The 25,238-nt window shown below is 69.6% G+C and carries 26 protein-coding genes; 8 read left to right on the top strand and 18 right to left on the bottom strand.

The window, feature by feature from the left end:
• Positions 1-190 precede the first annotated feature (190 nt).
• Genes ftsY through rpl18a form a run of 3 tightly spaced genes read right to left on the bottom strand, consistent with a single transcriptional unit; the run spans position 191 to position 2,049 of the window.
• Positions 191-1,402 (bottom strand): signal recognition particle-docking protein FtsY, encoded by a 1,212-nt coding sequence (gene ftsY, locus G9C85_RS18300; protein WP_166042615.1) that lies wholly within the window; start codon positions 1,400-1,402, stop codon positions 191-193.
• 9 nt (positions 1,403-1,411) lie between these two features.
• Positions 1,412-1,876, bottom strand: a complete 465-nt coding sequence (gene pfdA, locus G9C85_RS18295; protein WP_166042614.1) for a prefoldin subunit alpha — start codon at positions 1,874-1,876, stop codon at positions 1,412-1,414.
• Positions 1,873-2,049, bottom strand: coding sequence for a 50S ribosomal protein L18Ae (rpl18a, locus tag G9C85_RS18290; protein ID WP_166042613.1), 177 nt, complete (start codon positions 2,047-2,049; stop codon positions 1,873-1,875). The genes pfdA and rpl18a overlap by 4 nt, the downstream gene beginning before the upstream one ends.
• 327 nt (positions 2,050-2,376) lie before the next feature.
• Here rpl18a and G9C85_RS18285 point away from each other — a divergent pair, with 327 nt between their 5' ends.
• Entirely contained in the window at positions 2,377-4,440 is a 2,064-nt protein-coding gene (locus tag G9C85_RS18285; RefSeq protein WP_166042612.1) for a hypothetical protein, read from the top strand.
• A gap of 57 nt (positions 4,441-4,497) precedes the next feature.
• On the opposite strand, the gene G9C85_RS18280 is transcribed toward G9C85_RS18285, so the two are convergent.
• Genes G9C85_RS18280 through G9C85_RS18270 form a run of 3 tightly spaced genes read right to left on the bottom strand, consistent with a single transcriptional unit; the run spans position 4,498 to position 5,599 of the window.
• Positions 4,498-5,163, bottom strand: a complete 666-nt coding sequence (locus G9C85_RS18280; protein ID WP_166042611.1) for a translation initiation factor IF-6 — start codon at positions 5,161-5,163, stop codon at positions 4,498-4,500.
• Positions 5,164-5,165: 2 nt separating this feature from the next.
• Entirely contained in the window at positions 5,166-5,444 is a 279-nt protein-coding gene (locus tag G9C85_RS18275; RefSeq protein ID WP_166042610.1) for a 50S ribosomal protein L31e, read from the bottom strand.
• A gap of 2 nt (positions 5,445-5,446) precedes the next feature.
• Complete coding sequence (locus G9C85_RS18270; protein ID WP_166042609.1) at positions 5,447-5,599, bottom strand: 50S ribosomal protein L39e; 153 nt, start codon at positions 5,597-5,599, stop codon at positions 5,447-5,449.
• A gap of 166 nt (positions 5,600-5,765) precedes the next feature.
• On the opposite strand from G9C85_RS18270, the gene G9C85_RS18265 reads away from it, so the two are divergent.
• The gene (locus G9C85_RS18265) at positions 5,766-6,479 is read left to right on the top strand and encodes a hypothetical protein (RefSeq protein ID WP_166042608.1); all 714 of its coding nucleotides are present in this window, start codon (positions 5,766-5,768) and stop codon (positions 6,477-6,479) included.
• A gap of 28 nt (positions 6,480-6,507) precedes the next feature.
• Here G9C85_RS18265 and thpR read toward each other — a convergent pair whose 3' ends face one another.
• Positions 6,508-7,062, bottom strand: coding sequence for an RNA 2',3'-cyclic phosphodiesterase (gene thpR / locus G9C85_RS18260; protein ID WP_166042607.1), 555 nt, complete (start codon positions 7,060-7,062; stop codon positions 6,508-6,510).
• A 301-nt stretch (positions 7,063-7,363) separates the two neighbouring features.
• Here thpR and G9C85_RS18255 point away from each other — a divergent pair, with 301 nt between their 5' ends.
• Complete coding sequence (locus G9C85_RS18255) at positions 7,364-8,407, top strand: DNA primase large subunit PriL (RefSeq protein WP_166042606.1); 1,044 nt, start codon at positions 7,364-7,366, stop codon at positions 8,405-8,407.
• Between the two features lie 97 nt (positions 8,408-8,504).
• Here the strand turns inward: G9C85_RS18255 and G9C85_RS18250 are convergent, their stop codons facing one another.
• The 7 genes from G9C85_RS18250 to G9C85_RS18220 form a co-directional block, all read right to left on the bottom strand.
• Positions 8,505-8,744 carry a hypothetical protein gene (locus G9C85_RS18250; RefSeq protein WP_166042605.1) on the bottom strand — a complete coding sequence of 80 codons (240 nt, stop codon included), beginning with the start codon at positions 8,742-8,744 and terminating at the stop codon, positions 8,505-8,507.
• Between the two features lie 97 nt (positions 8,745-8,841).
• Complete coding sequence (locus tag G9C85_RS18245) at positions 8,842-9,912, bottom strand: twin-arginine translocation signal domain-containing protein (RefSeq protein ID WP_166042604.1); 1,071 nt, start codon at positions 9,910-9,912, stop codon at positions 8,842-8,844.
• A 186-nt stretch (positions 9,913-10,098) separates the two neighbouring features.
• The gene (locus G9C85_RS18240; RefSeq protein ID WP_166042603.1) at positions 10,099-11,391 is read right to left on the bottom strand and encodes a Tat pathway signal protein; all 1,293 of its coding nucleotides are present in this window, start codon (positions 11,389-11,391) and stop codon (positions 10,099-10,101) included.
• A 278-nt stretch (positions 11,392-11,669) separates the two neighbouring features.
• A complete protein-coding gene (locus tag G9C85_RS18235) occupies positions 11,670-12,488 on the bottom strand; it encodes a hypothetical protein (protein WP_166042602.1) in 819 nt (272 codons plus the stop codon).
• Between the two features lie 95 nt (positions 12,489-12,583).
• Positions 12,584-14,140, bottom strand: coding sequence for a TrkH family potassium uptake protein (locus G9C85_RS18230; RefSeq protein ID WP_166042601.1), 1,557 nt, complete (start codon positions 14,138-14,140; stop codon positions 12,584-12,586).
• 84 nt (positions 14,141-14,224) lie between these two features.
• Positions 14,225-14,740, bottom strand: a complete 516-nt coding sequence (locus G9C85_RS18225) for an ArsR family transcriptional regulator (protein WP_166042600.1) — start codon at positions 14,738-14,740, stop codon at positions 14,225-14,227.
• A 62-nt stretch (positions 14,741-14,802) separates the two neighbouring features.
• Positions 14,803-15,135 carry a hypothetical protein gene (locus G9C85_RS18220; RefSeq protein WP_166042680.1) on the bottom strand — a complete coding sequence of 111 codons (333 nt, stop codon included), beginning with the start codon at positions 15,133-15,135 and terminating at the stop codon, positions 14,803-14,805.
• A gap of 188 nt (positions 15,136-15,323) precedes the next feature.
• Here G9C85_RS18220 and G9C85_RS18215 point away from each other — a divergent pair, with 188 nt between their 5' ends.
• From G9C85_RS18215 to G9C85_RS18205, 3 genes are read left to right on the top strand one after another with little or no spacing between them, the layout of a single operon-like run.
• Entirely contained in the window at positions 15,324-16,001 is a 678-nt protein-coding gene (locus G9C85_RS18215) for an SWIM zinc finger family protein (RefSeq protein ID WP_166042599.1), read from the top strand.
• A 60-nt stretch (positions 16,002-16,061) separates the two neighbouring features.
• Positions 16,062-17,765, top strand: a complete 1,704-nt coding sequence (locus tag G9C85_RS18210) for an asparagine synthase-related protein (RefSeq protein WP_166042598.1) — start codon at positions 16,062-16,064, stop codon at positions 17,763-17,765.
• A 33-nt stretch (positions 17,766-17,798) separates the two neighbouring features.
• Complete coding sequence (locus tag G9C85_RS18205) at positions 17,799-18,962, top strand: thiamine ABC transporter substrate binding subunit (protein WP_166042597.1); 1,164 nt, start codon at positions 17,799-17,801, stop codon at positions 18,960-18,962.
• Positions 18,963-19,121: 159 nt separating this feature from the next.
• Here G9C85_RS18205 and G9C85_RS18200 read toward each other — a convergent pair whose 3' ends face one another.
• Both G9C85_RS18200 and hjc read right to left on the bottom strand, forming a co-directional pair.
• Positions 19,122-19,436: a thiamine-binding protein gene (locus G9C85_RS18200; RefSeq protein WP_166042596.1), complete on the bottom strand. Its 315-nt coding sequence runs from the start codon at positions 19,434-19,436 to the stop codon at positions 19,122-19,124.
• A gap of 96 nt (positions 19,437-19,532) precedes the next feature.
• Positions 19,533-19,961: a Holliday junction resolvase Hjc gene (gene hjc, locus G9C85_RS18195; RefSeq protein ID WP_166042595.1), complete on the bottom strand. Its 429-nt coding sequence runs from the start codon at positions 19,959-19,961 to the stop codon at positions 19,533-19,535.
• Positions 19,962-20,012: 51 nt separating this feature from the next.
• Here hjc and G9C85_RS18190 point away from each other — a divergent pair, with 51 nt between their 5' ends.
• A complete protein-coding gene (locus G9C85_RS18190; RefSeq protein WP_166042594.1) occupies positions 20,013-20,324 on the top strand; it encodes a hypothetical protein in 312 nt (103 codons plus the stop codon).
• Here G9C85_RS18190 and G9C85_RS18185 read toward each other — a convergent pair.
• Positions 20,321-21,604, bottom strand: coding sequence for an adenosylhomocysteinase (locus G9C85_RS18185; protein ID WP_166042593.1), 1,284 nt, complete (start codon positions 21,602-21,604; stop codon positions 20,321-20,323). The two genes, G9C85_RS18190 and G9C85_RS18185, sit on opposite strands and share 4 nt — an antisense overlap.
• A 171-nt stretch (positions 21,605-21,775) precedes the next feature.
• On the opposite strand from G9C85_RS18185, the gene G9C85_RS18180 reads away from it, so the two are divergent.
• Positions 21,776-24,247 (top strand): PAS domain S-box protein, encoded by a 2,472-nt coding sequence (locus G9C85_RS18180; protein WP_166042592.1) that lies wholly within the window; start codon positions 21,776-21,778, stop codon positions 24,245-24,247.
• Positions 24,248-24,348: 101 nt separating this feature from the next.
• Here G9C85_RS18180 and G9C85_RS18175 read toward each other — a convergent pair whose 3' ends face one another.
• Positions 24,349-25,119 carry a hypothetical protein gene (locus G9C85_RS18175; protein ID WP_166042591.1) on the bottom strand — a complete coding sequence of 257 codons (771 nt, stop codon included), beginning with the start codon at positions 25,117-25,119 and terminating at the stop codon, positions 24,349-24,351.
• Positions 25,120-25,238 lie beyond the last annotated feature (119 nt).

Genomic DNA, 25,238 nt, shown 5'->3' with positions numbered 1-25,238 from the left:
GCAGTCGACTACGCGACGTCGAACGGGCAGTCGACTACGCGACGTCGAACGGGCAGTCGACTACGCGACGTCGAACGGGCAGTCGACTACGCGACGTCGAACGGGCAGTCGACTACGCGACGTCGAACGGGCAGTCGACTACGCGACGTCGAACGGGCAGTCGATTACGCGGCGTCGAGCCGGCAGTCGACTACGCGACGTCGAGCAACCGGTCGACCATCCGGTCGGGGTCGAACCGCTCCAGGTCGTCGTACCCCTGGCCGACGCCGAGGAACAGGATGGGCTTCCCGGTGACGTGCGCGACCGAGATGGCGGCGCCCCCGTTCGAGTCCGCGTCCGCCTTCGTCAGGATCGCGCCGTCGATCTCCGCGGCGTCGTCGAACTGCTTCGCGCGCTGGACCGCGTCCTGGCCCGCGACCGCCTCGTCCACGAACAGCGTCATGTCCGGGCCGACGACGCGACCGATCTTCTCCAGCTGGTCCATCAGTCCCTCGTTCGTGTGGAGGCGGCCCGCGGTGTCGCCGAGCACGACGTCGACGTCGTTCGCTTCCGCGTACTCGACGGCGTCGTAGATGACCGCCGCCGGGTCGCCGCCCTGCTCGTGACTGATGAGCTTCGTGTCGAGCGCGTCCGCGTGCGACTGGATCTGCTCGTTCGCACCCGCACGGTACGTGTCGCCGTTCGCCATCACCGACGACAGCCCGCGCTCTTCGAAGTAGCGCGCCATCTTCGCGATCGTCGTCGTCTTCCCGACGCCGTTCACGCCCGTGAAGATCACGACGAGGGGTTTGTCGGCGTCCTCGACGCGCGCCTCGAAGTCGAACTGGCCGACGCTGATGACATCGTACAGCGCGTTCCGGAGCGCCTCCTCGACGACGCTTCCCGTGGACTCCGTGAACTTCCGGGTCTCCCCGACGAGGTCCTCGCGGATGTTGTCGAGGATCTGCTGGGCGACGTTCATCTCGACGTCAGAGGACAACAGGGCGATCTCCAGCTCCTGGAGCGGGCCCTCGAGGTCCTCCTCCTCGATGACGAACTTCCCGGTCGCCAGCGACTTCGCCTTCCGCGCGAACCCCGTCGACTTCGACTCGTCGTCCTCGTCGTCGGAGCCATCCGCGTCGGCGTCGGTGTCGGCGTCCGCATCGCCCGCGCCGACCGCGTCCGCGTCGACAGACGCCTCTGCGTCGCCCGCGCCGACCGCGTCCGCGTCCGACGCGTCCGTCGACGTCTCGGGAACACCGGCCTCGTCGTCGGCCGCTTCGACGTCGGCCGCTTCGACGTCATCCGCCTCGACGTCATCCGCCTCGACGTCTTCGTCGTCGACCGGTTCCGCGTTCTCCTCGGCGGCCTCCTCCGCGTCCTCGCGGAAACTCCCGAGTTTCTCCTTCAGGCTATCGAACATCCTCGTCGCTTACTCGTCGTCGCCTTCCTGCTGCTGCATCTGCTGCATCTGCTGCTGCATCTGCTGTTGCTGCATCTGCTGGGCCTTCTGCTCGAGCTGGCTGGACTCGCTCTCGAGGTCGTCTATCTCGTCGTTGACGTCCTCGATGCGGTCGTCGACCGCGTCCTTCTTGTTCTCGAGCGTCTCGATCGCGTCGCCCTCGGACTGCTCGGCCGCGTACCCGCCGCCGAGGCCGACGACGACCTCGTCGAGGTCCTGGACTTCCGCGCGGACGTACGCGTCGCCGCCCAGCGGCACCTGCACCGTCGAACCGGTCTCGAGCGTCTCGAGCGCCTCGATGGCCTCGTCGATCTCGGTCTTCTCCGCCTGGAGGTCCGAGACGTCCGTCTCGAGTTCCTCGATCTCCTCTTCGAGCGCCTGTAGTTCCTGGGAGAGCTGCTGGAGTTCGCCGCCGCCGCCACCACCGCCCATCATTGTGCTTCGACCTCCTCGATCTCGACCTGCTGACGGTTCAGGCCGTGCCGGCCGCCGAAGTTCGCGAACGTGTGCTCGCGAGCGACGTTCTCGTTCGTCGCGTCGATTGTCGTCTCGAACGCTCGCTCCCCACGGTGGGTCTGGAACGTACCGCGGATAGTAAACTCACTCATGTAGCCGAATCGGTCGCCGAGGGGGAAGAATCTTCTCACTTCACCGTCCCGGCCGGTCGGCGCGCTTCCGGGGGCGACGCGGCGATGGTGTCCTGCAGAGACGGGCGTCTGGCGGGGGTAGGCCGCGGCTGCGGTCGACGACGCGGCCGGACGGGCGTCGATTGGCGCGATTGCGTTCGCGAAGGACCACGATTGCGTTCCCGGATGGGCTCGAATGCGTTCGCGAAGGACCACGATTGCGTTCGGCGATGGCCGCGATTCCGGTCTGCCGGCGTTCGACTAGCCGGCTTCTAACTAACCCCATCGCTGTGCCAACTGGTAACTATCATGTCTCCAGTCGGAGCCGCTCGCGGGCGGTCGCAGGCGCGGGGAGTGGCGCCCGTCGTCGGCCTCGTGCTCCTCGTCGGTCTGGTCGTCGCCGGCTCCGGAATCCTGTTCGTCGCGGGGATGGACGCGAAGCGGTCGATGCAGGACGCGTCCGCGATCGAGGACGCCGAGACGTCGCTCCAGTCGGCCGGTGCGACGTTCCAGTCGCTCTCGCACACCGGCAGCGGGTCGAGTGCCAGCGTGACTCTCGCGGACGGCCGCGAGCGGGACGTCGCGGTCGTGAACGACGGCACCCTGCGCGTCCAGCTCAACGGGAAGCCGGCCTGTACCGCGGAGACGGAACTCGGGACGGTCGTCGCCGAGCACGACTCCGGCACCACCGTCGCGTACCAGGCGGGCGCGGTATTCAAGCAGTCGCCGTCCGGGACGACCGTCGTGCAGACGCCCGCGCTCGACTACCGGACCGAGTCGATGAACGGCCACCCGATCCGCACCGTCTCGTTCCCGGTCACGAACGTCACCGGGGACGTCGACGGGAGCGGAGACGCCGTCGCGACCGCCGAAGGGCCGCCCGGCGACGGCATCCAGGACGACCTCTGCCTGACCGACGCCGGCGCCGGCGACCTCGAGTACGTCCGCGAGGTGACGATCACCGTCGAGGGCAGCGAATACTACGAGGCGTGGCATCGCTACTTCCAGGAGGAGTTCGGGACCGTCGCGGACTACAGCGTCGACCACGGCACGCAGACCGCGTCTGTCACCGCGCCCCTCGGTGCGGGCGTCCGCCCGAACCAGTTCGCGATCGAGGACGTCCGCATCTACGGCGGGATCTTCTCGACGGCGGCCTCCGGCGACCTCCTCCTGCAGACCAAGCACGCGTCCATCGACAGCTACGACGCGACGAACGGGCCGTGGGCGACCGGCGAGCCGACGTACGGCGACGACGGCGAGGTGTTCACGCGCGGGAGCGTCGCCGTGCAGGCCAGCGGCGCGAGCGTCGCTGGCGACGTGTACGCGGAGGGCACGGTGTCGCTCTCGGAGTCCTGCGGGACCGGCGGCGAGTACTGCGTCATCGGCGACGTGGTCGTGAACAACTCGACGCCGAGCGGCCCGACCACGAGCCTCCAGCCGGGGGACGACGACGAGCGCGCGGAACGCATCGGCGGCACGTGGGACAACGGTACGAGCCTGCCGTCGGTCCCGAAGCTGGACGCGACCATCGACCGGACTGTCGCGGCCGCGGACGAGTACAATACGAACGACGACGCCGCGGCCGTCAGCGGCGACGGGATCCAGTACGCGGGCGGGAGCGCGACCCTCGAGAGCGGCGTCTACCACCTGAGCGACCTCACGGTTCCCGCCGGGAAGACGCTCGAGCTCGACACGACCGACGGCGACGTCGTCCTCGCCGTCGAAGACGACGTGAGTATCGAGAGCGACGCGACGGTGACCGTGACGGGCGACGGCCGCGTGCAGACGTTCGTCGCCGACTCCACGGGCGCGGACGACCAGCTCACTGTCGGCGAGGGCGCGACCGTGGAAGTCGTCGACGGGGGCGTGCGAACGTACCGGTCGAACGGGTTCGTGATCGCGTGCAAGGCCGGCTGTAGCGCGACGTTCGCGGACGCCCCCTCGTCGAACCCGACGACGTTCACGGGCGTCCTCTACGGGCCGGGCGACGAGAGCGACGACGGCACCGTCAGCCTCGGGAAGCGCGTCGACGTCTGGGGCGCGCTCGTCGCCGGCTCCGTCACGTTCGAACAGCAGGCCGAGTTCCACTTCGACCGGAGCCTCCAGAATCACGTCGCGGACAGCGACGGCGACGGCGCACCCGACGCCGAGGCCACCGGCGCCCTCACCCACGTCGACCCCGGCGTCCAGAACGGCTACGTCGTCTCCGTCACGACCAGGGACGTCAACGTCAGCAGCGACACTCCCCGACTCGCGGCCAGCGACGCTATCGGCTCCGCAGCCGGCGACGGCCCACGGCCACGCGTCGCTGCGTTCCAGTCGTTCGCGACCGCACGAGAGCGTCCCGCGGTCCGCGTCGGCGATGGCGAGTGACCGCGAGCCGCGACGCTCACCGGTCGGCGTCGCGCGGGAAGAAGAACCGCCTCGCGGTCAGTCGACGAACCCGAGCGTCTGCTCGATGCGCGTCAGTTCGGGACCGCTCGTGTCCTCGCCGACCACGTACCCGTGGTCGTTCGCGAGCAGCCCGGAGCCGACGAGCGGCGCGCCGAAGTTCACGGTACCGACGTCCGCGTGTACGCCCAGGTGGTCGTCGAGCGCCGCGAGCTCCGCTTCGGTCGCCTTCGGGTGACAGAGCACGCCGTCGTTCGTCGCGACGCCCGCCGTCCCGACCGTCCGCACGCCACCGATCTCGCCGCGCTCGACGGGGACGTCGAGCGTGTCCTCGACGATCGCGACCCCCTCGTCGGTGAGTTCGGGGTGGACGTACGCGCCGGTGTCGTTCGCCAGCACGACGTTCCCCGCGGCGTTGCGCCGCCCCGGGAGCACGCCGACCGAGACGTCGGTCGCGTCCTCCAGGCGCTTGCGTTCGCGGTCGCGGATGCGGCCCGTGACGACGACGCCCGTCGAGTTCCCCGCGACGAGCGACCCGACGGTCGCGGATCCACCGACGTTGGTCGCGACTGCCGGTACCTCGAGCTCTTCGGCGAGCGCGTCGACGAGCTCGTCGTCGGCGTCCTGCCGGACGACGAGCACGCTGTCGGTCGCGCGAGCGAACACGCCGACGTACGGCGACCCGACGAACGCGGTGCGTAGCACCGTTACTCTGCGTATTCCGCTTCGACGACGCGCTCGCCCTCGACGTCGAAGGGCGCGGCGCGAACGCGAATCTTGCTCGGCGGCTTCTTCCGGCCGCGCTCCCAGATCTTCTCGTTGATCGAGGGGTCGAGGCGGACCTGGTCGTCGTCGACCGAGAAGTGCTGTGCGAGGTGCTCGCGGATGAGCGTCATCGCCTTGTCGGCGCGCTTGTGCTTCGCTTCGGCGTTTGCGTCTCGGAGCGGGACGGTGACGACGCGCTCCTCGAAGTCTCCTGCGCTCATCGTTACTCGTCCGTGTCGTTACGCCGCCAGTTCCGGCGCTTGTAGTTCCGCTGGGTCTCCATGTCGGTCTTGAGCATGACCCACGCCGGCACCCGACTGTTCTGTCGGTCGAGCTTGGCGAGGCGCTTCTTCTTCGCCTTCGACTTCTTGCTCATAGTGGCCGGGACTACCGCACCGGACCTTATAGGGCTGTCCTTTCGCGCCGGCACGCCGGGGGGCGTCGGGGCGAGAGACGGCCTTCGAACCATCGAGAGACGGTCGTCCGTACACCCCGCAGATGCAGGTGCGTCGGTTAGCCGTGTCGAGTGCGTCGTCGCTATCATGGAACGACGAGACGAGCGCTCGATGCGGTCGAGTCGGACGCGTTCGGACGGTCGGCCGCGGGACGCGTCGCGGGGGCCGTCCCGCGCGGGGTCGACGACGCGACGGCACGTGCTCGCCGCGACCGGGAGCGCGGTCGTGGGAGCGACGACGCTCGCGAGCGCGGCGAGCGCGCAGGAGGAGACGACGACCGACGACGACACGGGGGCGAGGATCACGACGACGATGGCGATCGAGGACGTTCCCGAGTTCGATGGGCCGTACGGGAGCCAGTTCGTCGTCATCCAGTCCACGGAGTACTCGCCGGAGCGAACGCCCGGACTGGAGGACTGCTCGGGCGTCGACTGGAACATCCAGAACACGAAGTCCCACGACGGCGCGATCATCGATCGAGTGTCCCAGAGCCCGGAGGGGTTCCAGACGACGATCCACATCGCGGCGGAGGACCGCGAGTTCAGGCCCGGGCAGACGTTCGTCGTCAGCGACGTGACCGAGTGCGGGGACTACGTCGCGCTCGGCGTGGAGGGCGTCGGCCCGCTCTCCCTCGCCGGCAAGGAGGCCGTCGGAACGGGTACCGGCGACGGCGCGGGCGGTGACGCTGGCGGGTCGATCCCGGGATTCACGGTCGGCGGGGCACTGGCCGGGGTCGCGGCGCTCCTGGGCGCCGGCGCGGCGCGACGCGTCGCCTCGGACGACGACGGCGCCGAGCGGTGAACGCCGGTGCGAACGGTGCGGGCGTGGCTCAGAGTTCGAACGAGCGAACGGTCTCGTAGCGCGGGCCGTCGTCGGTGAGGACGCTCTCGGTGAGTCGGACTTCGTCGACGGTCGCGGTGCCGACGGTCGGCTCCTCCTCGACGACGACCGACTGGACGCGGTCCTTGCCGCCGCCGTGGCGGACGCGAGCGATGGTGGCGTGCGGCGTGAACTCGTGATCCTCGGGGTCGTAGCCGAGCGCGGTCGTCTCGCGCTCGACGGCCTCGTGGAGCCGGGCGAGTTCGAGGTCGCCCTCGCGGACGCCGAGCCAGACGACGCTGACGTAGTCGAGGCTCGGGAACACGCCGAGGTCGCCGTACTCGACCTCGAACGGGTCGACGTCCGCGTCGTCGACCGCGGCCTGGACGGCGTCGGCGACGGCGTCGAGCCGGTGCTCTGGCGTCTCGCCGAGGAACTGCAGCGTGACGTGTGTCTGTTCGGGGTCGGTGGGGTCGACGCCGGCGGCGTCCGCGACGAGTGACTGGACGTCGGCGACGGCGGGCGCGAGTGCGTCGGGGAGGTCGACGCTCACGAACAGTCGCATACCCCCTGTCGCGGGCGTGGTGCCGTAAACCCCGTCGCCCGTTCAACCGCGAGCCGGCGGCGGAATCCAGCGAGGAACGGCGAGACTGCCGCGCACGAATCCTCGGTTCGCGTCCGATCCTCCAGCAGGTGTCCGGTTTTCGCGAAGCACCCACGGTAAAGTCCTCGTTACCGCTGGCAGGCAGTGGATCACCGACGGAAACGCCCGGTTTCGAGCGACGGTGCGCCGCCGGTAGCGGTCGGTTTCCAGACCGACGAACGGACCGTCGCGCTTATTCCACCGCGTTCGGTAAAGAGGTTCCATGGAGGCGTTACACGCGCGGTACCCGTTCTTCGAGAGCGCGCGGGAGGCGGTCGACGCCGCCGCCGTGGACCTCGGAGAACTCGTCGTTCGGGAGGACGCGCCGGCGGTCGAGCGCGCCGTCGAGCGCGTGACGACGGCGCTCACCGACGGCGACGTCGGGGCGCCGCGTCGGCGGACGCGCACGGAACTGCTCTCGTACCCGGTCGCGCGCGTGTTGGTGTCGCTCGTCGACGAGCCCGTGGTGACGCGGACGTACGCGCAGGCGGAGGCGGCGACGGCGATCGAGCGCGTTCGCGCGGACGTCACCGAGGACGCCGACCTGTCCTACGGGTCCGCCGGCGAGGTGACGCTCCCCGGGTTGCTCGACGAGTTCGACCTCACGGACGCGGTACGGGCGGTCGAGGAGGACGCGACGACGTTCCGCGTGGACGTCACCGCGTACCTCCGGTTGTCGTCGGGGCTGGACGGCGACGCGTGGCGACTGAACCGGCGGGCGCTCGCCGACGGCGACGTGCCCGTCGACCGCGACGAACTGCTCGTCCTCCTCCGGCAGGCCGTCGAGGACCGCGTCGCGGAGGGGCTCCCGCTGGGGGTGCCCGACGCCATCGCGGACGCGCTCGCTCCCGCCATCGCTCAGGTCGAGGAGGTGCTGGCGGACATCGACGTCGCCGTGGACATCGACCGCGTCCTCCCGGAGCTGTTCCCGCCGTGCGTGCAGGCGCTCCTGGAGCGCGCTCGCGACGGCGAGGAACTGCCCGCGCACTCGTGGTTCTCGCTGTGCTCGTTCTGCGCGACGATCGGGATGGACGCTCCCGCTGTCCTCGAGTTACTGGACGTGACCGCGGAGACGGACCCGGTGCTCGCGCAGCGCGTACGGTACGGGATGGAGCGGGTCGCCGGCGAACGCGGCGTCGAGTATCCGCTGCCGTCCTGCGAGACGATGGACGCGTACGGCGACTGCGTGAACAAGGACGACCTCTGCGCTGAGGTCGCGCACCCGACGGGGTACTACGAGGCGCGCGTCGACGCCAGCGGCGACTGACCCGGGGACTCGAGAGTGGCGGAACGAAACGGATCGGGAGGAATCGGTCGCGAACGAAACGCCGCGAGACGGATCGATACCGGACTGGAGTCGGTGTTTAGACTGCGTTGCCGTTCTCGTCCTCGTCGTCGGGCTTCCCGAAGTACGCGAGGGCGTAGCCGACGCCGACCATGAAGAAGACGAAGAACATGACGGCACCGGCGAGCACGAACCCGCCCTCGGCGGTGAGGATGCCCTGCGCGTCGCCGTACGTCGTGCCGATGACGACCATGACGGCGAGCATGACGAGTACGGCTCCGATGGAGACGACGAGTTCGATCCAGTCCTGACGGTCCATACTCGGCTTCAACCGCGGTGGGAACAAAAGGGTGTCTAACTCGCTCTCGGCGTTGGGCGAACCGCCGAGGTGGCAGTCGGCTGGTGCGTGCCTGGCGTCAGGCGGTGAGCGTGACGTCCTCGAAGTCGAGGAACGCGGTCTCGTAGCCCTCGTGACGTGCGACCTGCGCGGGCGTGGTCACGGAGAGCGTGACCTCGTCGCCGGACTGGACGTCGACGGGTGCGCCGTAGTGATAGCCGATTTCGGGGTCGAGCGTGCGGCCGAGGCTGTCGTCGTAGACGGTCTCGCCGTCGCGGTCGACGGTCGCGGCGATCCCCATGCGCGGGATGACGAAGCCGTTGTACGGCGTGCGCGGGCTGACCGCGAGGTACCGGCCGTCGAAGCGGTCGGCGTCGACGACCGTCGCCGCGAACACGGCGTCGCCGCTCCTGGGCTCGCCGTTCGCGGGGTCGCCGAGCACGCGCCCCGGGAGGTCGCCGGGTGCCGGTGCGACGCCGAGCGGAGCGTCCATCTCCATGGGCTTCCGGGCCGTGCGCTCCCCGGCCTTTTCGGGGGTCTCGCGGAAGGAGATCCCCTGCTTCTCGGCCTGGCTATAGGTGAGTTCCAGGGGGATCGTCGCGCCCTCCTCGAATCGGCCGTCGTAGTCGCCGGTCGTGGTGACGCCGCTGCCCGTGACGCCACCGATGGAGACGTCGACGGTGAGCGTCGCCGCGTCGACGTCGCCGAGGTCGAAGTTCGCGCCGTAGTGGAACGCCATCGGCTGGGAGAGCATCGGGTAGATCGTCTCCTGGGAGACGCTCTCGCCGTCGCTCGTGATCTCGATGCTGACGCCCGCGTCCGGGAGCACCCGCTTCGTCTCGGGGTCGAACACGTTCACCATTATGTGCGCGTCGTCGCCCTCCTCGATCGGCGTCTGCTCGACGGTCGTCCCGTTCACGTTCCAGAACCGATGCGGGTACGAGTACATCGCCATCGCCGCGTAGTCCCCGGACTTCCCCATGCCGCCCATCTGCATGCCCTCGACGTGCGTCGGGAAGTACACCGCGTCCGGGCGGTCCGAGAGGACCGGCGGGGAGCGCGCCGACCGCGTCTCCAGCAGCCCGAAACAGCCGGCGAGGCCGGCAGCGCTCGCGACGCCACCGGCGCGGAGGAACGTGCGTCTGTCCATACGGGGACTCGGGGACTCACTCAAAAGCGGATTGTGGTTTATCGGTCGAAAGCGAGGCAGGCAAACGCTCGCCTCCGGCGAGCGGCAAACTGCCTCGATGCCGAGCGGCCAACGGCCGCGAGGCTGCGGTGCGGGTCCGGGCTGGAGGTCGCGTCCGACTTCGCCACTCGTCGGTGCGGGACGTCGCTACTCGGGCCGGGGCGTCGGGAGTGCTCGGTGCCGGCGTGGTGGGAGGAGGAAGTTGCCGCGGCGGCGGACGAACGTGTACTCGAGGATGCCGTTGTTGACGCGCTGGCGGATGGCGGGGTTCTCGGTGGCGTCGGTGCCGTTCATCGCTTCGCGCGTCTCGACGAAGTCGCCGATCTCGCGCTGGACGGCGAGGAAGTGGAGACCGGCTTCGCCGCCGTCGGTGGAGTCGAAGTCACGGCGGAGGATGATGGGATTGTCGTCGTCGTCGCGAGCGTTGGCTGTCTTCTGGTTGTGGCCGACGCGCCCGTACTCCTGGGCAGTCTCGTCGAGGTCCGCGGGGCACTCGTTGACATTCGTGCCGTCGCCGAGGTTCTCGCCGACGCCCTCGACGACGTCGTTCTCGGCGTGCGCGGGACAGAACATCTCGGCGACGCGGTCGTCGCGGTCCTGTTCGCCGTACCAGTCGTCCAGCCGGAGGCGGATCTTCGAGACGTGCTGGGTGGTCGCCCCCTCGAAGGGACCGGTCTGGATGGTGACGCGGTCCTCGGTCGCCTGGTTCTTCGTGAACCCGGACTTGAACCCCATGAACAGCGGCGATTCCTCGTCGATGTCGGCATCGTCGGGGATGCCGTCGACGTCCTCGTCGGCGTGGTGCTCGGTCGGGAGGCCGTTCCCGATGAAGCCCGTTCGGCGGTCGGCCTTCTCGAGAACGCCGACGAGGTCGGCGTCCATCTCGCGGTCGTTCGCGGCGTCGCGCTCGCCGAGCAACGCCGATTCGGCTTCGAGGACGACGTCGCCGTGGTCGCTCGCGAGGTGGACGAGCACGTCCTGTTCGTCGAACGCGGGGTCCTCGAACGACGACAGCGGCTCTGGCGCCGGCAGGTCGACGGCTTCGGGGAGCGAGTCCTCGAATCGGTCGAAGTACGACGGCGAGTACCCGACCGTGAACAGGAGGCCGTCGTTCGAGTGCTCGTAGGCGCGTTCGAGGCTCTGGAGCGCGGTCTCGACGGTCTCGCGCTCGTTCGCGGTTGGCGTGCCGTCGCCGGCGTAGTCGAGGTAGAGAAGGACGTGATGCCGCGGCATGACGTCGTTGCCGTGGTCGTCGTTCGGGATGCGCTCGCTCCAGGCGTGCTGTCGGTCGGGGAGCGAGCTCGGGTCGCCACCCGTCGGTATCTCGCGGCCGCCCGGAAGTCGGTCGAGGCACGCCGAGAGCGCGCTCGCCCCACCGATGGCGACGGCGGCCTTCGCGAACTCGCGCCGATCGAGTCCGCGACCGTCTCGTGGATCCATGCGCGCCGGTAGGGACTCGGCTTTCTTGTACTGCGTGGTACGCGTGTCGAAAGCGAGGAAAGCGAGGCAGGAAAACGCTCGCCTCTGGCGAGCGGCAAACTGCCTCGATGCCGAGCGGCCAACGGCCGCGAGGCCGCGGTGCGGGACGGTGCCGTGCGGTTCCGCCCTCGGACGAACGCTCGCCTCTGGCGAGCGGCAAACTGCCTCGGTGCCGAGCGGCCAACGGCCGCGAGGCCGCGGTGCGGGACGGTGCGGTGCGGTTCGAGGATCGGGAGCGGTCAGTGGGCGAGCGTGCGGCCGATGATGTAGCCGACGAGGCCGAGGGGGGCGCCGGCGAGGAAGCCGAGTGTCAGGAAGAGTGCGAGGGCGTCGAGCGTTGGGACGTCGAGGGCGTTCGGGCCGAGGACGACGAAGTTCTGCGCGTAGAGGTGGAGGGCGACGGTGACGCCGACACAGCCGGCGACGGCGGACGCGAGTGCGCGGGGAGCGCGCCGGCCGAGGTCGGCGGCGACCGCGAGGGCGGCTGCGGCGGGGACGGGGGACGCTGCAGTCGGCGAGGTGGGAAGCGGGAGCGAGAATGCGGTCGCGACTGTGGTCGTCCCGAGCGCGACGGCGATCCAGGCGGCGAGTGGCGTCGCTTGCTCGGGTGCGACTCGGCAGTGCGGTCGGAGCGACCGCCACGAGACGGTGCGGTCGCGGTCCGGTCGCGAGAGCGCGCCGAGCGCGTATCCGAGTGGGCCGGCGAGGAGGACGGCGACGCCCGTGGTATACCACGCGGCGCTCGCGGCGGCGCGAGCGACGAGCTGGAGCGTGACGGGGTCGCGGACGGCGACCGTCGCGGCGTCGACGGCGAACACGGGGAGTGCGGCGGCGAGGATCCCCGCGAGGACGCCGCCGCGGTAGCGGCCGACTGCGGCGGCGATGCTGCCGCCGACGGCGGCCGCGAGGAACGATGGTGTCACGCCGAGCAGTGCCGTCGGGTCGAGGACCCGGAGACTCGCCGCGGCGGCCGCGGCCAGGAGGGCGGCGAGGAGGCCGAAGCCGGCCGCTCTCGGTCGGTCACCGACGGCGATTCGCCGCGGGAGGGTCGCGGTCACGGGCGCTACGTCGTCGGGGACGGGCTTGGGCGTTTGGTCCGGGACCTCGGCCGGGTGCGTGCGAGGCGAGGGGTGGTCTGGCTGGGTCGGCGGGGTCAGGACCGCCAGAACGACGGGGTGAGGATGACGAGGACGGAGACGACTTCGAGGCGGCCGATCCACATGAGGAACACCATGTAGAGCTTCGAGGCGTTCGAGAACGGCAGGAAGCTGTCCATGGGGCCGACGGGGCCGAAGCCGGGGCCGACGTTCCCGAGGGTGGCGATGGCGACGCTCATCGCTTCGAGTCCGGTCAGCGAGACGTCGACGGTGCGGAGGCTGTCGAGGTAGAGGAGGATCGTCGAGAGCGCGAACAGCGAGAGGAACAGGAGGACGAACACGAGGACGTCGAGGATCGTCTCCTCGTCGACGGCGTCGCCCTGGAATCGGACGGGTCTGACGGCGTCCGGGTGGATGGACGTGAACAGCGACCGGAGGACGGCCTTCTTCACGAGCACCCAGCGAACGATCTTGATGGATCCGGCGGCCGAGCCCGCGGACCCGCCGAGGAAGTATGCGAACAGGAGAATCGTCTGCGCGGACGGGTCCCAGGTGTTGAAGTCCATGCTCGCGTAGCCCGTGGTCGTCACGATCGCGAGCACCTGGAACAATCCCTGTCGGAGAGCGTTCTCGGCGTTCCCGGGGATGGCGTCGACGTTCGCCGGGACCTCGTTGAGTCCGACGCCCGCGAACAGCAGCGCCGAGACGACTGCGCCGAAGCCGACGATGGCGAGCAGGTACGACCGGAACTCGGCGTTCTCCATCAGTCGGCGGGGGCCGTCCTTGAGGACGTACCAGAACAGCGCGAAGTTCGTGCCGGCGACGAGCATGAACGGCATCACCGCCCACTGGACGGCGGGCGTGAACGCCTCCACGCTCCGGGCTTGCGGCGAGAACCCGCCGGTCGGGAGCGTCGTGAGTGCGTGCGCGACGGCGTTGTAGAGGTCCATGTTCGGGGCGACGCCGGCCAGGTGGAGCGCGAAGTAGACGGCGGCGGCGAGGAGCGTGAAGCCGGCGTAGATCACCCAGAGCGCGCGCGCCGTCTTCTGGATGCGTGGCGTGAGTTTGTCGAGCGAGAGCCCGGGTGCCTCCTGATTGATGACTTGCGCGCCACCGACGGAGAGCTCGGGGAGGATCGCGACCATCAGGACGAGGATCCCCATGCCGCCGATCCACTGCGTGAGCTGGCGCCACATGAGCATCCCGTGGCCGTGGCGGTCGACGGAGATCTCGCCGAGGACCGTCGCGCCCGTCGTCGTGAACCCGCTCATGCTCTCGAACAGCGCGTTGACGGGCATCGCGACGGTCCCATTGCCGGCGACGAGGTACGGGGTCGTCCCCACGATCGGGACGACGAGCCAGGCGAGACCCACGAGGAGGAACGCCTCCCTGTTGCCGAGGTCGTCGTCGGTGCCTGCGCCGTCGACGCGCTCGAGGACCGCGCCGCTCGCGAACATCACCGCGATCGTCGCGACGAACGGGAGCGGGTCCTCGCCGTAGTAGAGCGCCACCGCGAGCGGGAACAGTGGCGCGACGGCGAGGTACTTCAGGACCGACCCGACGAAGGCGACACTGACCCGGTAGTCGACGTACGTCCGCAACGCGCGAGTCATCTACTTGCCTATACGAGCGAGCCAGGGGGTGTAGTCAGTTGTGCTTACAGGTCGCGGTCGCCGGCGTCGACTACCGCGCTCGCGTCACTCGGCGGCGAGGAGGTCGTCGACGAGGCGCGTGAAGCGATCGACGAGACGGGCGGGGACGCTCGGTTCGACGGTTTCGAGGAGGTCGCGGGTGCGCTGTGGGCGGGCGAGTGCGAGGGTGACGCGGCCGCGGCTGTCGCGGTGCTTCTCGAGGACGCCGGCGGTCTGGAGGTTGCCGACGTGGTGTTCGAGGGTGCTTCGGGCGATGCCGACGCGCTCGGCGACGGCCGCGGGGCGGTTCGGGTCGTCGTCGAGGCACGCGAGCAGGACGTCGCGCGTCGTCTCGCGGCGGACGAGCGCGAGGACGCGGCGTTCGAACGCGTCGTACTCGGGCGGATAGTAGTGCGTGCGGCCGAACAGTTCCTCGCGGGCCAGGACGCCGGCGTCGACGAGATCGCGGACGTGATACTGGACCTGGCCGGGCGCGTACTCGGTGTCGCGGACGAGTTCGTTGAAGTGGACGCCGGGAGCGGTCGCGATCGCGCGTTCGATGCTCGTTCTGGTGTCGGTCATGCGATCATGTTGTCGGCAGGCGTTTCGTTGGCGGTCGTTGTTCTGGCGGCGGTCGCGTGCGGTCAGGACGTGGTGGGGCGGACGCTGCGGGCGTACCAGACGGCGGCGACGACGAGCGCCACCATGACGACGTCGAGGCCGTGTTCGGCGGTGTGGTGCGTGGTCGGCGAGAGCTCGCCGACCATCCCGAGCCAGCCGAGCGCGCTCCGAGTGGCGAGTGCGGCGACGGCGAGCGCGACGAAGAGGTACGGGCTGGTGCGGCGGCGAGCGAACGCGGCGAGCGCGAGCCCGCCAAGGCCGGCGCTGGCGACGCTCGCGAGCACGAGCACGGCGGCGTCCGCCGGCCCGATCGTCGGGCCGGCGTGCAGGACGACTCCCTCGACCACGGTCTCCATCACGACCGGGTACGGGCTGGAGATTCCTGAAGACGTCGGTCTCTTGCGACGGCACGCCGCCGCTGTCCTGGTTCCGGACGCGTTCCGCTCTCGTGCGTGCTCGCGCGTGCGAGGGATTCAAACGACTGCGACCCCTGTTTCTAGTCGACGGCGAACGACCGCTGCGAGCGGCCGTCGCCGGAATAGATATGACGCACACTCGAAACACACCCGCGTCAGGAGCCGACGAGTTCGACGACCGGACCGCGCCGCCGGGGCCACCGAGCGAGCGCGACCTCGACCAGCGGTCGCTCCGGGCGCGCACGGAGGCGATGGACGTGATGGGCATCGGGAGCGGCCAGTACCGGGTGCACAGCGAGAGCGGGAACGATTACCTCGTCGACGTGAACGACCGCCGGTGCACGTGCCCCGACCACGCCATCCGCGGGGTGCGCTGCAAGCACCTGCGGCGGGTCGCGATGGAGATCACCGCGGGTTCGGTCGCGCCGCCGAGTTACGTCGCCTCGACGTGCGCGTCCTGCGGCGACTTCGCGCTGGTGCCGCCGGGCGCGAGCGAGCCCCATCTCTGCGAGCGCCATCGGCTCGCGGTCGGGGACCGCGTTCGGGACCGGGAGACGGGCGACGTGATCGTGGTGGTCGCGGTGTCGCCGCGGCGCGCGGACGAGGTGACGATCCCGGGCCGGAACGTGACGGTGGCGGGCTACGAGACGAACGCGGCGTATCCGGCGAGCGACCCGGTGGTCGCGGCGGTCTACCCGTCGGTGCGCGTAACCCGCGAGGGGGCGCGCCCGGAGTCCCTGCGCGCGTACTCGTTCCCGCTGTCGCGCCTGGAGCGCGTCCGCGAGCGCGACGGCGCTCGTCGGTGACGAGCGCACGCGAAGGCCGTCGACCGAAGGATTCTCCGTACCCGGAGCGAACGCTCCGGTATGGAGACGACGCGACTGCTCGGTCCGGGCTGGTCGACGGACGACGGCGTAGCCGCCCGCGGTCGAGCGTGGACGCCGGACGGCCGCCGGGCGGACCTCGCGTCGGCGTTCGCGAGCGCGCGAACGCTCACGTCCGTCGCCGCCACGGCGCGGCGACTCGACGGGTTCTACGCGGTCGTCGTCGACACCGACGACGCAGTGTTCCTCGTCTGCGACCACGCGCGGAGCGTACCGCTGTATTTCGACACGTCGGAGTCGATCGTCGTCGGCGACAGCACGCGCGAACTCGTGGGCGACGACCGCGAGTTGGACCCGCTCGCGGCGAGCGAGTTCGCGCTGACGCGGTACGTGACGCGCGGCGAGACCGTCTACGCGAACGTCGCCGCGGTTCGTGCCGGCGAAGTCGTCGCGGTCCCACGAGCCGACCCAGGGTCGTTCGAGCGTCGGCGCTACGCGCGCTACCGGCCGACGACGGCCGTCGAGGGCGACGAAGCGACGCTCCTGGACGCGATGGACGACGTCCTCGCGGGCGTGTTCGACAGGGTCGTCGACGTCGCCGACGGCCGCCGCGTGGCCGTTCCGCTGAGCGGCGGCGTCGATTCGCGGCTCGTCGCGGCGACGCTCGTCGACCGCGGCGTCGACGTCCTCGGGTTCGCGTTCGGCGTGCACGGCCACGCTGACGTCGAAGTGAGTCGCGACGTCGCCGACGCCCTCGGCATAGACTGGGCGTTCATCGAGTACACGCCCGAGCGCTGGCACGACTGGTATCACTCCGCCGCACGCCGCGACTACCACGAGTACGCGTTCGGCGGTGACGCGCTCCCGTTCCTCGCCGAGTGGCCGGCGGTGAAGGAACTGCAATCCCGGGGCGTGCTCGACGACGCGCTCGTCTGTCCCGGTCACACGGTCGCGACGCCGAGCGAGCGCGTCCCGGCGTCGTGGCTCGCGGAGCCGCCTGACGCGGACGGGTTCGTCTCGCACGTCCTCGACGAGCACTACTCGCTGTGGGCGTTCGAGGACGAGCGACGTCGCGCGACGTTCGCGGACCGCATCCGGGCGGACGCGGGACTCGGCGCGGGCGCAGCCACCGCGGCCGACGCCGACGCCCCCGGCGGGGACGCGATTCCGGCGTACGAGGAGTGGGAGTGGACGACGCGGATGGCGACGTTCACGAACGGGGACGCGCGCTGCTACGACTGGTTCGGCCTCGACTGGTGGCTGCCGCTGTGGGATCCCGCGTACGTCAGGTTCTGGGCCTCGGTGCCCGCCGAGCACCGCCTCGGGAAGCGACTCCAGACCGAGTACACCGCTCGCCGCTTTCGTGCGGTCGCCGACGTGGACGAACCGACTGCTCGCCGAACTGACGCGGATTGGACGCCCGTCGACCAGGTCCGGCGGACGTTCGAGACGCGACCGTGGGTCGCGCTCGACGGCGACCTCGAGGACTGGCTGGGCGCGCAGGCGGTGCCGCCGTCGAACGTGGAGTCCTGGGGGAACTACCCGCTGGGGTGGTACGGGGTGATTCCGCGCGAGGACGCCGGGACGTTCGACGCCGCTCGCAGCCTCTACTCGCTGCGGACGCTCGCGGCGCTCGACGAGCTCTCGTTCGGCCCGGGCTGTGTCGTCGACGGTCCGCTGACGGAGACGCTGTCGCTCCCGCCGACGGAGTCGACGTCGCCCGGAGCGACGGACCGGCTCGAATAGTCAACTACAAACCACCGGGTGATAACACCCGGTATGGAACGCAGAGACGTCATCGCGAGCGGCAGTTCGCTCGTCGCGCTCGGACTCGCCGGGTGCATCACGAGCGACGACGAGGGATCGACGGACACCGGCGAGGACGCGAACGCCACCGCTGACGGAGGAACGACGCAGTCGACCGCGTCAACGACGACCAACGAGGAGCTGGAGGGGACGCTCACGGTCGCGACCTACGGGTCGTTCGTCGACGCGCCCTCCAGCAGTCCCGGCCCGTGGATCAAGGAGGCGTTCGAGCGACGCCACCCGAACGTCACCCTGGAGTTCGAGACGAAGGAGAAGGCGCTCGACCACTACATCCTCCGGAAGCAGAACGGCGCGAGCGTCGGCGCCGACGCCTACGTCGGCATGAAGGTCCCCGAGCTCGTTCGCGTCGACGAGGAACTCGACGAGCCGCTGTTCGAGTCGGTTCGAACCGACCGCATCCCGAACTACGACGCCGTCAAGTCCGGGTACACGTTCGACCCCGACGGCCGCGTCCTCCCGCTGTTCACGGGGTACTGTGCGTTCGTCTACAACGACTACGAGGTCGACGCCCCCGAGACGCTCGACGACCTCACCACGGACGCGTTCGCGGGCGAAGTGACCGTACAGAACGCGCAGTCTGACAACACCGGTCTCTACTTCCTGCTGTGGACGGTCAAGGAGTACGGCGAAGACGGCTACCTCGACTACTGGGAGCGCTTGCTCGACAACGACGTGACAGTCCTCGACTCGTGGGGCGCGTCCTACGGCGCGTTCACGTCCGGCGAGACGAACGTCGTCACGTCGTTCTCGACCGACCAGGTGTACGCGAACCGGAGCGACGCGGATCTGAAGAAGCACCAGGTCGCGTTCCCGGGCGATAACGGGTACACGAACCTCAGCGGCATCGGGAAGTTCGCGGACAGCGACCGGGATCGGCTCGTGGAGGCGTTCGTCGACTTCATGCTCGGTCCCGACGCGCAGGGGAAACTCGCCGAGTTGAACGTCTCGTTCCCCGTCACCGACCACGGCGCGGTCCCGGACGTGTTCGAGGAGTACGCGAAGGAACCGCCGGAACCGCTCCTGTACAGCTACGACGACCTCGTCGGGCGCGTCGGCGAGTGGCGCGAGGAGTGGGCGCGCACGGTCGCGAGCAACAAGGCGGTCGCGGGCGAGTAGTCGGTCGCGAGCAACAAGGCGGTCGCGGGCGAGTAGTCGGTCGCGAGCAACAAGGCGATCGCGGGCGAGTAGTCGGTCGCGAGCACAAGGGCCGTCGCGAGCACAAGGGCCGTCGCGAGCGAGTGATCGGTCGCGGTCGCTCGCCACGCTGTCAGGTCGTCAGTCGCGGTCGCTCGCTGCATCCCGGCCGAGTTCGGACTCGACCTTCTCGACCTTGTCCGCACCCGTGATGTCGCTCGTACGGTCGTCGTCGATCTGGAGGAGCGTGTTCACGTGATCCCCGGCGACGGCGCGGTGCGCGTCGCCGACCGCGGCGAGGAGCGCGTCGAGGTCGTCGGCTTCGACGACGGTCGACATCGCGTTCGTCTCGTAGGCGACGTCGTGCTCCTCCAGCGCGTCGACCGCCGCAGCGACCTCCTCGGTCACGTCGTCGTCCGTCACGGGCGTGATCCTGAGCATCCCGAAGACTGTCATACCGCTCTCGTCACCCACCGCGAGAAAGAACCTGTCGGTTCCCAGTATCGAGACGACGGACTCGGACGCGGCCGCTTCGCGTCCCGACGCCGCCGGTCAGTCGTCGAAGTCGCCGATGCTCGTCCGCTCCGTGTCACCGACGAGTTCCGCGAAGTCGACGCCGTCCGCGAGCGCGGTCTCCTTCTTCACGCGATAACTCCCCTTGTCCGTCGTGTAGAGGTCGCCCGGATGGAAGAAGAACCAGTCCTCGCGGTCGAACCGCACCGCGATCCGGGGCTTCGCGCCGAAGTTCCGCGCGAAGTACACCAGGGCCTCCACCTCCTCGCCCTCGAGGTAGATCGGGCGCCCCGACGACGACTTCGCCTCGATCGCGTAGAAGTCGTCGCCATTTCCCGCCAGCACGTCCGGCAGCTCGCGGTCCGTCGCCGCCCCCGACGCCGGCGCCCGCATCACCGCGAACCCCGCCTCGTCGAGGGCGTTCACGAGCTCGCGCTCCCGACGATTCCCCTTCCGACTCGCGCTCATACCGACACCGTACGCGCGAACCCGCATAAACCACCGGATGGCGCGGTGAAAGTGAAGCAAGTGCGTAGCAGCCCGAGCGACCACCGAAACGGGACCGAACGCGACCGCACCACCAGAAACGGCATCCTGGCGGACGCCGTATGCTACCGGAGTCAGTTCACCACAAGAAACGGCGTCCTCGCGGTCGCCGTATGCTACCGGAGTCAGTTCACCACAAGAAACGGCGACCTCGCGGTCGCCGTATGCTCGGAGAGTCGCTTCACCACCAGAAACGGCGTCCTGGCGGACGCCGTATGCTACCGGAGTCAGTTCACCACCAGAAACGGCGTCCTGGCGGACGCCGTATGCTACCGGAGTCGCTAGGTCCCGTGCTGCCAGGACCCCATGTACTCTTCCTGCGTGTCGGTCAGCGAGTCGAAGTCGACGCCCTCCGCCGCCAGCTTGATCTCGGCGACTTCCTTGTCGAGTTCGTCGGGGACGTCGTGGACGCCGGGGCCGTAGTCGTCGGCGTTCTCGACGAGTTCCCGGACGACGACGGCCTGGATGCCGAAGGACTGGTCCATGACCTCGACGGGGTGCCCGAGCGCGATGGGGGCGGCGAGGTTCACGAGGCGACCCTCGGCGAGGACGTTCAGGCGGCGGCCGTCTGCCATCTCGTACGCTTCGACGCCGTCCCGTGCTTCGTAGCGGTCGACGGCCTTGTCGTCGAGCGCGTCGAGGTCGATCTCGATGTCGAAGTGGCCGGCGTTCGCGAGGAGCACGCCGTCCTTCATCCGCTCGAAGTGCTCGTCGACGACGACGTCGCGGTTCCCGGTGGTCGTGACGAACACGTCACCGATCTCGGCGGCGTCGCCCATTGGCATGACGTCGTAGCCCTCCATGTGCGCTTCGAGCGCGCGACGGGGCTCGACTTCGGTCACGACGACGTTCGCGTTCTGTCCGCTGGCCTTCTTGGCGACACCCTTCCCGCAGTAACCGTAGCCAGCGACGACGACGTTCTTCCCCGCCCAGGAGAGGTTCGTCGTCATCGCGATGGAGGCGAGCGAGGACTCGCCCGTGCCGTGGACGTTGTCGAACAACCGCTTCATGGGGGTGTCGTTCACCGCGAACACGGGGTACTCGAGGGCGCCGTCGGCGTCCATCGCGCGCAGGCGGTGGACGCCCGTCGTCGTCTCCTCCGCGCCGCCGAGGATGGTGTCGATGAGTTCCGGGTAGTCCTCGTGGACGGCGGCGACGAGGTCCATGCCGTCGTCGACGGTGACCGTCGGGTCGACGTCGATGACGGCCTCAATGGCCTCGTAGTACTCGTCGTCGTCGACGCCGCGGACGGCGTAGCTCGCGATCGAGTCGTGCGCGTCGAGCGCCGCGGACACGTCGTCGTGCGTCGACAGCGGGTTGCAGCCCGTGATCGCGACCTCGGCGCCGCCGTCGGCGAGCAGCTCGACGAGGTTCGCGGTCTTCGCCTCGACGTGCATCGCCATCGCGATGCGCTGCCCGGCGAAGGGCTGGTTGGCCTCGAACTCCTCGCGGAGCGCCTCGAGGATGGGCATGTGCTGGCGCGCCCACTCCATCTTCCGACGGCCCTCCTCGCGAGCGGCGTCCGGGTCGTCGAGTTGCGCGGTGATCGACGGATAAGCTGTCATGGGTGAACTCAGCGGGAGCGACGGCAAAACCCTACCGAAGGCGGACGCCGGGACGCCGGACTGCTGGGGCTCCGAGACGCAGGGATCGTGGGGTACCAGACCGCTCAGTTGAGCGTCGGGCCTAGAGAGTTAGGGGGCGCGTCTTTGCTGTGTCGTCCGGCGTGAACGTACATGGACATCAGCGACGACCACCAGCGTCGCATCGGCGTCCTCGTGCTCCTCGCGCTCGGTGCGACCGTCACCGCCGTGCAGGTGTACGGCGTCTACGACGACGTCGTCAGCGAGAGCGCGTCGGCGCTCGTCTCGGTGGTCGAGGTCTCGTTCCCCGGACTGTTGCTCGTCGCGTTCGGCGGTGTCGTCGTCTGGCTGTACACGAACGACTGGCGCGGCAGGCACGTCCTCCGGGTGGCGACGTGGAGTCTGGTCGTGAGCGTCGCCGCGCTCGCGCTCCAGGCGTGGGTGCTCGGCATCCAGTTGTTCTTCCAGAACGGCACGAACTATCACGTGCTGGCGTCGAGCAACGCCGCGATCGGGCTCGTCCTCGGGTCGTTCATTGGCATCTATAGCGTGATGCGCTCGCGCGACAGGCGAGAGCTGGAGCGGAGCGAGGAACGCTATCGGTCGCTCACGGAGGACGTCCTCGACTCGAGCGACGTCGGGATCTTCATCGTCGACGACGACCGCGAGGTCGTCTGGGTGAACGAGGCCGTCGAGACGTACTTCGGGGTGGCTCGCGAGGACGTCGTCGGGCGCCCGCACGCCGACGTTCTGTCGGAGACGGCGGCGGCGGTGGCCGACCCCGAGCGGTTCCGGGAACGGGTCGGGGCGATGGACGACGTCGCCGACGTCGGCGGCGTCGACGGTGATGGCGACGTCGCCGCGACCGAGGAGCGCTTCGAGTGTCGCGTGCTACCCGACGAGGACCGCGAGGAGCGCTGGCTCGAGTACCGGCGTCGCCCGATCGAGTCCGGCCTCTACGAGGGCGGCCGCATCGAGCACTACACGGACGTCACGGATCAGACGGAGACGACGGCGGAACTGGAGTCCCGCGAGCGCGTGCTTCGGGAACTCCACGACGCCCTTCTCGACCGGTCGTCGTCCGTCGAGAACCGCATCGGCGCGCTCATGGACGTCGGCCGCCAGCAACTCGGGACGGAGTTCGCGGTGCTGACGCGCGTCGACGGCGAGGACTTCCACGTGCGGGCGGCGAGTCCGCGCGACTGGCCGCTCGCGGAGGGCGAGACGTACCCGCTGTCGGACACGGTGTGTCGGCGCGTGGTGGAGACCGAGCGCACGCAGCAGTTCGAGCACCTGTCTCGCGACGCGCCGGACTTGACGAGTTGCCTGACGCACGCGGACGTCGACGTGGAGTCGTACGTCGGGATGCCCGTGTACGCGGACGGCGAGCTGTACGGGACGCTCGCGTTCTACGACCCGGAGCCGCGGCCGCCGGTCGGCGAGTGGGAGATGACGGTCGTGGAGCTGATGGGGAGCTGGGTCGGGAGCGAACTCGAGCTGGCGCAGCGGCGGGCGGAACGCCAGCAGGCGCTCCGGGAGACCCGTGAGCAGTTCGAGTCGCTCGTCGGCGACGTCGAGGAGTACGCGATATTCCGGTTGAACGCGGCGGGCGAGGTGGCGTCCTGGAACCGCGGCGCACGCCAGATCAAGGGGTACGAGGCCGACGAGGTCGTCGGCGAGCACGTGCGGACGTTCTACCCCGAGGCGGCGCGCGAGGACGGCGAGCCGGAGGCGTTGCTCGCGGAGGCCCGCGAGCGGGGACGCACGGAGACCGAGGGTTGGCGCGTGCGCAAGGACGGGTCGCGGTTCTGGGCGGACGTCTCGATCACGGCGCTGCGCGAGGACGACGGGGAACTGCGGGGGTTCCTGAAGGTGACGCGGGACATGACCGAGCGCCGGGAGCGCGAGCAGCAACTCGAGCACGAACGGGAGCGACTGGAGTTCATGAACCGCATGATCCGGCACAACCTCCTGAACGGGATGAACGTCGTGGAGGCGCGCGCGGGGTTGCTCTCCGGGCACGTGGACCCGGAGGTCGCGGATCACCTGGAGACGGTGCAGTCGCGGGTCCGGGACATGGTGGATCTCATCGAGACGATGCGGTCGTTCATGCAGGTGTTGACCGAGGAACCCGGCGAGCAGACGGAGCCGGTGGTGTTGTCGGAGGTGCTGGCCGCGGAGGTGGAGAAGGCGTGGCGGGCGTACGAAGCCGTGACGGTCGCGTACGACCGCGGCCCGGACGTGGCGGTCGTGGGGAACGACTTGCTCCCGGAGGTGTTCGAGAACCTGCTGTCGAACGCGGTCCAGCACAACGACTCGCCGTCGCCGACGGTCGAGGTGTCGGTCCGCGTCGAGGGCGACGAGGCGGTCGTCGAGGTCGCCGACGACGGTCCGGGGATCGACGAGTCGATGCGGGACGCGCTGTTCGAGAAGGGCGAGAAGGGGTTCGAGTCGCCCGGCACCGGGTTCGGGCTCTACCTCGTCCGGGAGATCGTGGAGTCCTACGACGGCAGCGTCGACGCCCGCAACCGCCCCGAGGGTGGTGCGGTGTTCACCGTCCGACTGCCGCTGGCGGCGACGACGGCGGGGGAAGAGCCGGGGACGGGCGGGCTGGCGTCGGAGTAGGAGCAGCGACTCGACTCTCACAGCGGGAGCGTTCCTCCCGGTTCGTTTCGGGACGGACCCGTCGCTACCGACCGGGTTCTCGAAGAAAGGGCGTTGCGAAGTCAGTAATCGAACGGCACTGCGGTCTGGATGGCTGCGAGACGTTCGAACGCGACGTCCACCGGTGCACCGACGCGCTTCGGGCCGTTCCCGTTGCCGGCGCCGTTTCCGTTGTCGGCGCCGTTCCCGTCGTCGTTGCCGGTAGCAGGCCCGCCGTCGGTCTCGTTCCCGTCAGTCTCGGTCTCGTTCCCGTCGCTATCGGTCTCGTTCCCGTCTGCCGAACCCGCGCCGGGCGTCCCGTTCGGCGGGCCACCGTTCGACGCGTTCGCTCCGGCGGTGCCGTTCGGCGGGCCGCCACCGTTCGACGCGTTCGCGGCCGGGGCGCTGGACGCGTTCGTTCCGTTCGTCGCGTTCGCGCCGGGCGTCCCGTTCGGCGGGCCGGCGTGCGCCGGCGCGTTCCCGGGGTTGTTCGCGACGACGAACGACGCGATCACGCGACCGGGCGCGGACACGTTCGAGTCGTTCGTCGCGTTCGCGACGACCGCGTCGAGCTTCTGCGTGAACTCGCGCGCGGCTTCGGCGGTACTCGACGCGTTCACGTCAGTCTCGTTGTCGTCGACGTCGGTCTCGTTGTCGTCGACGTCAGTCTCGTTGTCGTCGACGTCGGTCTCGTTGCTGGTCTCGTTCTCCGGCGTGACGGTGAACGTGGTGTCGCCGTCGATGGCCGCCGCGTCGTCGGCCGTCGACGGTGCGCTCGCTGCTGCCGCGGGCCCGACGGCCGCGAACAGCATGATCGCGACACCCACCATCGCCATGAGGCTGCGTCCTTGCATCAACTGGTAACAACGCGGTCACCACCGTAAACCGGGCACCCCGTTCGTTCCGTTCACCCGCAGATTGAGACGCCATCAGAGACCGTTAGGACGTTCAATAACCGTTCTCGTCGTTCAAT

The sequence above is a fragment of the Halorubellus sp. JP-L1 genome (assembly GCF_011440375.1).
GTDB lineage: Archaea > Halobacteriota > Halobacteria > Halobacteriales > Natrialbaceae > Halorubellus.
Note: the sequence above shows the minus strand (reverse complement) of the source record. Positions and strands in the feature narration are given on the sequence as shown.

Excerpts from the sequence above, each read along its gene's own strand:
- ftsY (WP_166042615.1), bottom strand. The coding sequence starts at position 1,402 with ATGTTCGATAGCCTGAAGGAGAAACTCGGGAGTTTCCGCGAGGACGCG.
- pfdA (WP_166042614.1), bottom strand. The coding sequence starts at position 1,876 with ATGATGGGCGGTGGTGGCGGCGGCGGCGAACTCCAGCAGCTCTCCCAG.
- rpl18a (WP_166042613.1), bottom strand. The coding sequence starts at position 2,049 with ATGAGTGAGTTTACTATCCGCGGTACGTTCCAGACCCACCGTGGGGAG.
- G9C85_RS18285 (WP_166042612.1), top strand. The coding sequence starts at position 2,377 with ATGTCTCCAGTCGGAGCCGCTCGCGGGCGGTCGCAGGCGCGGGGAGTG.
- G9C85_RS18275 (WP_166042610.1), bottom strand. The coding sequence starts at position 5,444 with ATGAGCGCAGGAGACTTCGAGGAGCGCGTCGTCACCGTCCCGCTCCGA.
- G9C85_RS18270 (WP_166042609.1), bottom strand. The coding sequence starts at position 5,599 with ATGAGCAAGAAGTCGAAGGCGAAGAAGAAGCGCCTCGCCAAGCTCGAC.
- G9C85_RS18265 (WP_166042608.1), top strand. The coding sequence starts at position 5,766 with ATGGAACGACGAGACGAGCGCTCGATGCGGTCGAGTCGGACGCGTTCG.
- thpR (WP_166042607.1), bottom strand. The coding sequence starts at position 7,062 with ATGCGACTGTTCGTGAGCGTCGACCTCCCCGACGCACTCGCGCCCGCC.
- G9C85_RS18255 (WP_166042606.1), top strand. The coding sequence starts at position 7,364 with ATGGAGGCGTTACACGCGCGGTACCCGTTCTTCGAGAGCGCGCGGGAG.
- G9C85_RS18250 (WP_166042605.1), bottom strand. The coding sequence starts at position 8,744 with ATGGACCGTCAGGACTGGATCGAACTCGTCGTCTCCATCGGAGCCGTA.
- G9C85_RS18245 (WP_166042604.1), bottom strand. The coding sequence starts at position 9,912 with ATGGACAGACGCACGTTCCTCCGCGCCGGTGGCGTCGCGAGCGCTGCC.
- G9C85_RS18240 (WP_166042603.1), bottom strand. The coding sequence starts at position 11,391 with ATGGATCCACGAGACGGTCGCGGACTCGATCGGCGCGAGTTCGCGAAG.
- G9C85_RS18230 (WP_166042601.1), bottom strand. The coding sequence starts at position 14,140 with ATGACTCGCGCGTTGCGGACGTACGTCGACTACCGGGTCAGTGTCGCC.
- G9C85_RS18225 (WP_166042600.1), bottom strand. The coding sequence starts at position 14,740 with ATGACCGACACCAGAACGAGCATCGAACGCGCGATCGCGACCGCTCCC.
- G9C85_RS18220 (WP_166042680.1), bottom strand. The coding sequence starts at position 15,135 with ATGGAGACCGTGGTCGAGGGAGTCGTCCTGCACGCCGGCCCGACGATC.
- G9C85_RS18215 (WP_166042599.1), top strand. The coding sequence starts at position 15,324 with ATGACGCACACTCGAAACACACCCGCGTCAGGAGCCGACGAGTTCGAC.
- G9C85_RS18210 (WP_166042598.1), top strand. The coding sequence starts at position 16,062 with ATGGAGACGACGCGACTGCTCGGTCCGGGCTGGTCGACGGACGACGGC.
- G9C85_RS18205 (WP_166042597.1), top strand. The coding sequence starts at position 17,799 with ATGGAACGCAGAGACGTCATCGCGAGCGGCAGTTCGCTCGTCGCGCTC.
- G9C85_RS18200 (WP_166042596.1), bottom strand. The coding sequence starts at position 19,436 with ATGACAGTCTTCGGGATGCTCAGGATCACGCCCGTGACGGACGACGAC.
- hjc (WP_166042595.1), bottom strand. The coding sequence starts at position 19,961 with ATGAGCGCGAGTCGGAAGGGGAATCGTCGGGAGCGCGAGCTCGTGAAC.
- G9C85_RS18185 (WP_166042593.1), bottom strand. The coding sequence starts at position 21,604 with ATGACAGCTTATCCGTCGATCACCGCGCAACTCGACGACCCGGACGCC.
- G9C85_RS18180 (WP_166042592.1), top strand. The coding sequence starts at position 21,776 with ATGGACATCAGCGACGACCACCAGCGTCGCATCGGCGTCCTCGTGCTC.
- G9C85_RS18175 (WP_166042591.1), bottom strand. The coding sequence starts at position 25,119 with ATGCAAGGACGCAGCCTCATGGCGATGGTGGGTGTCGCGATCATGCTG.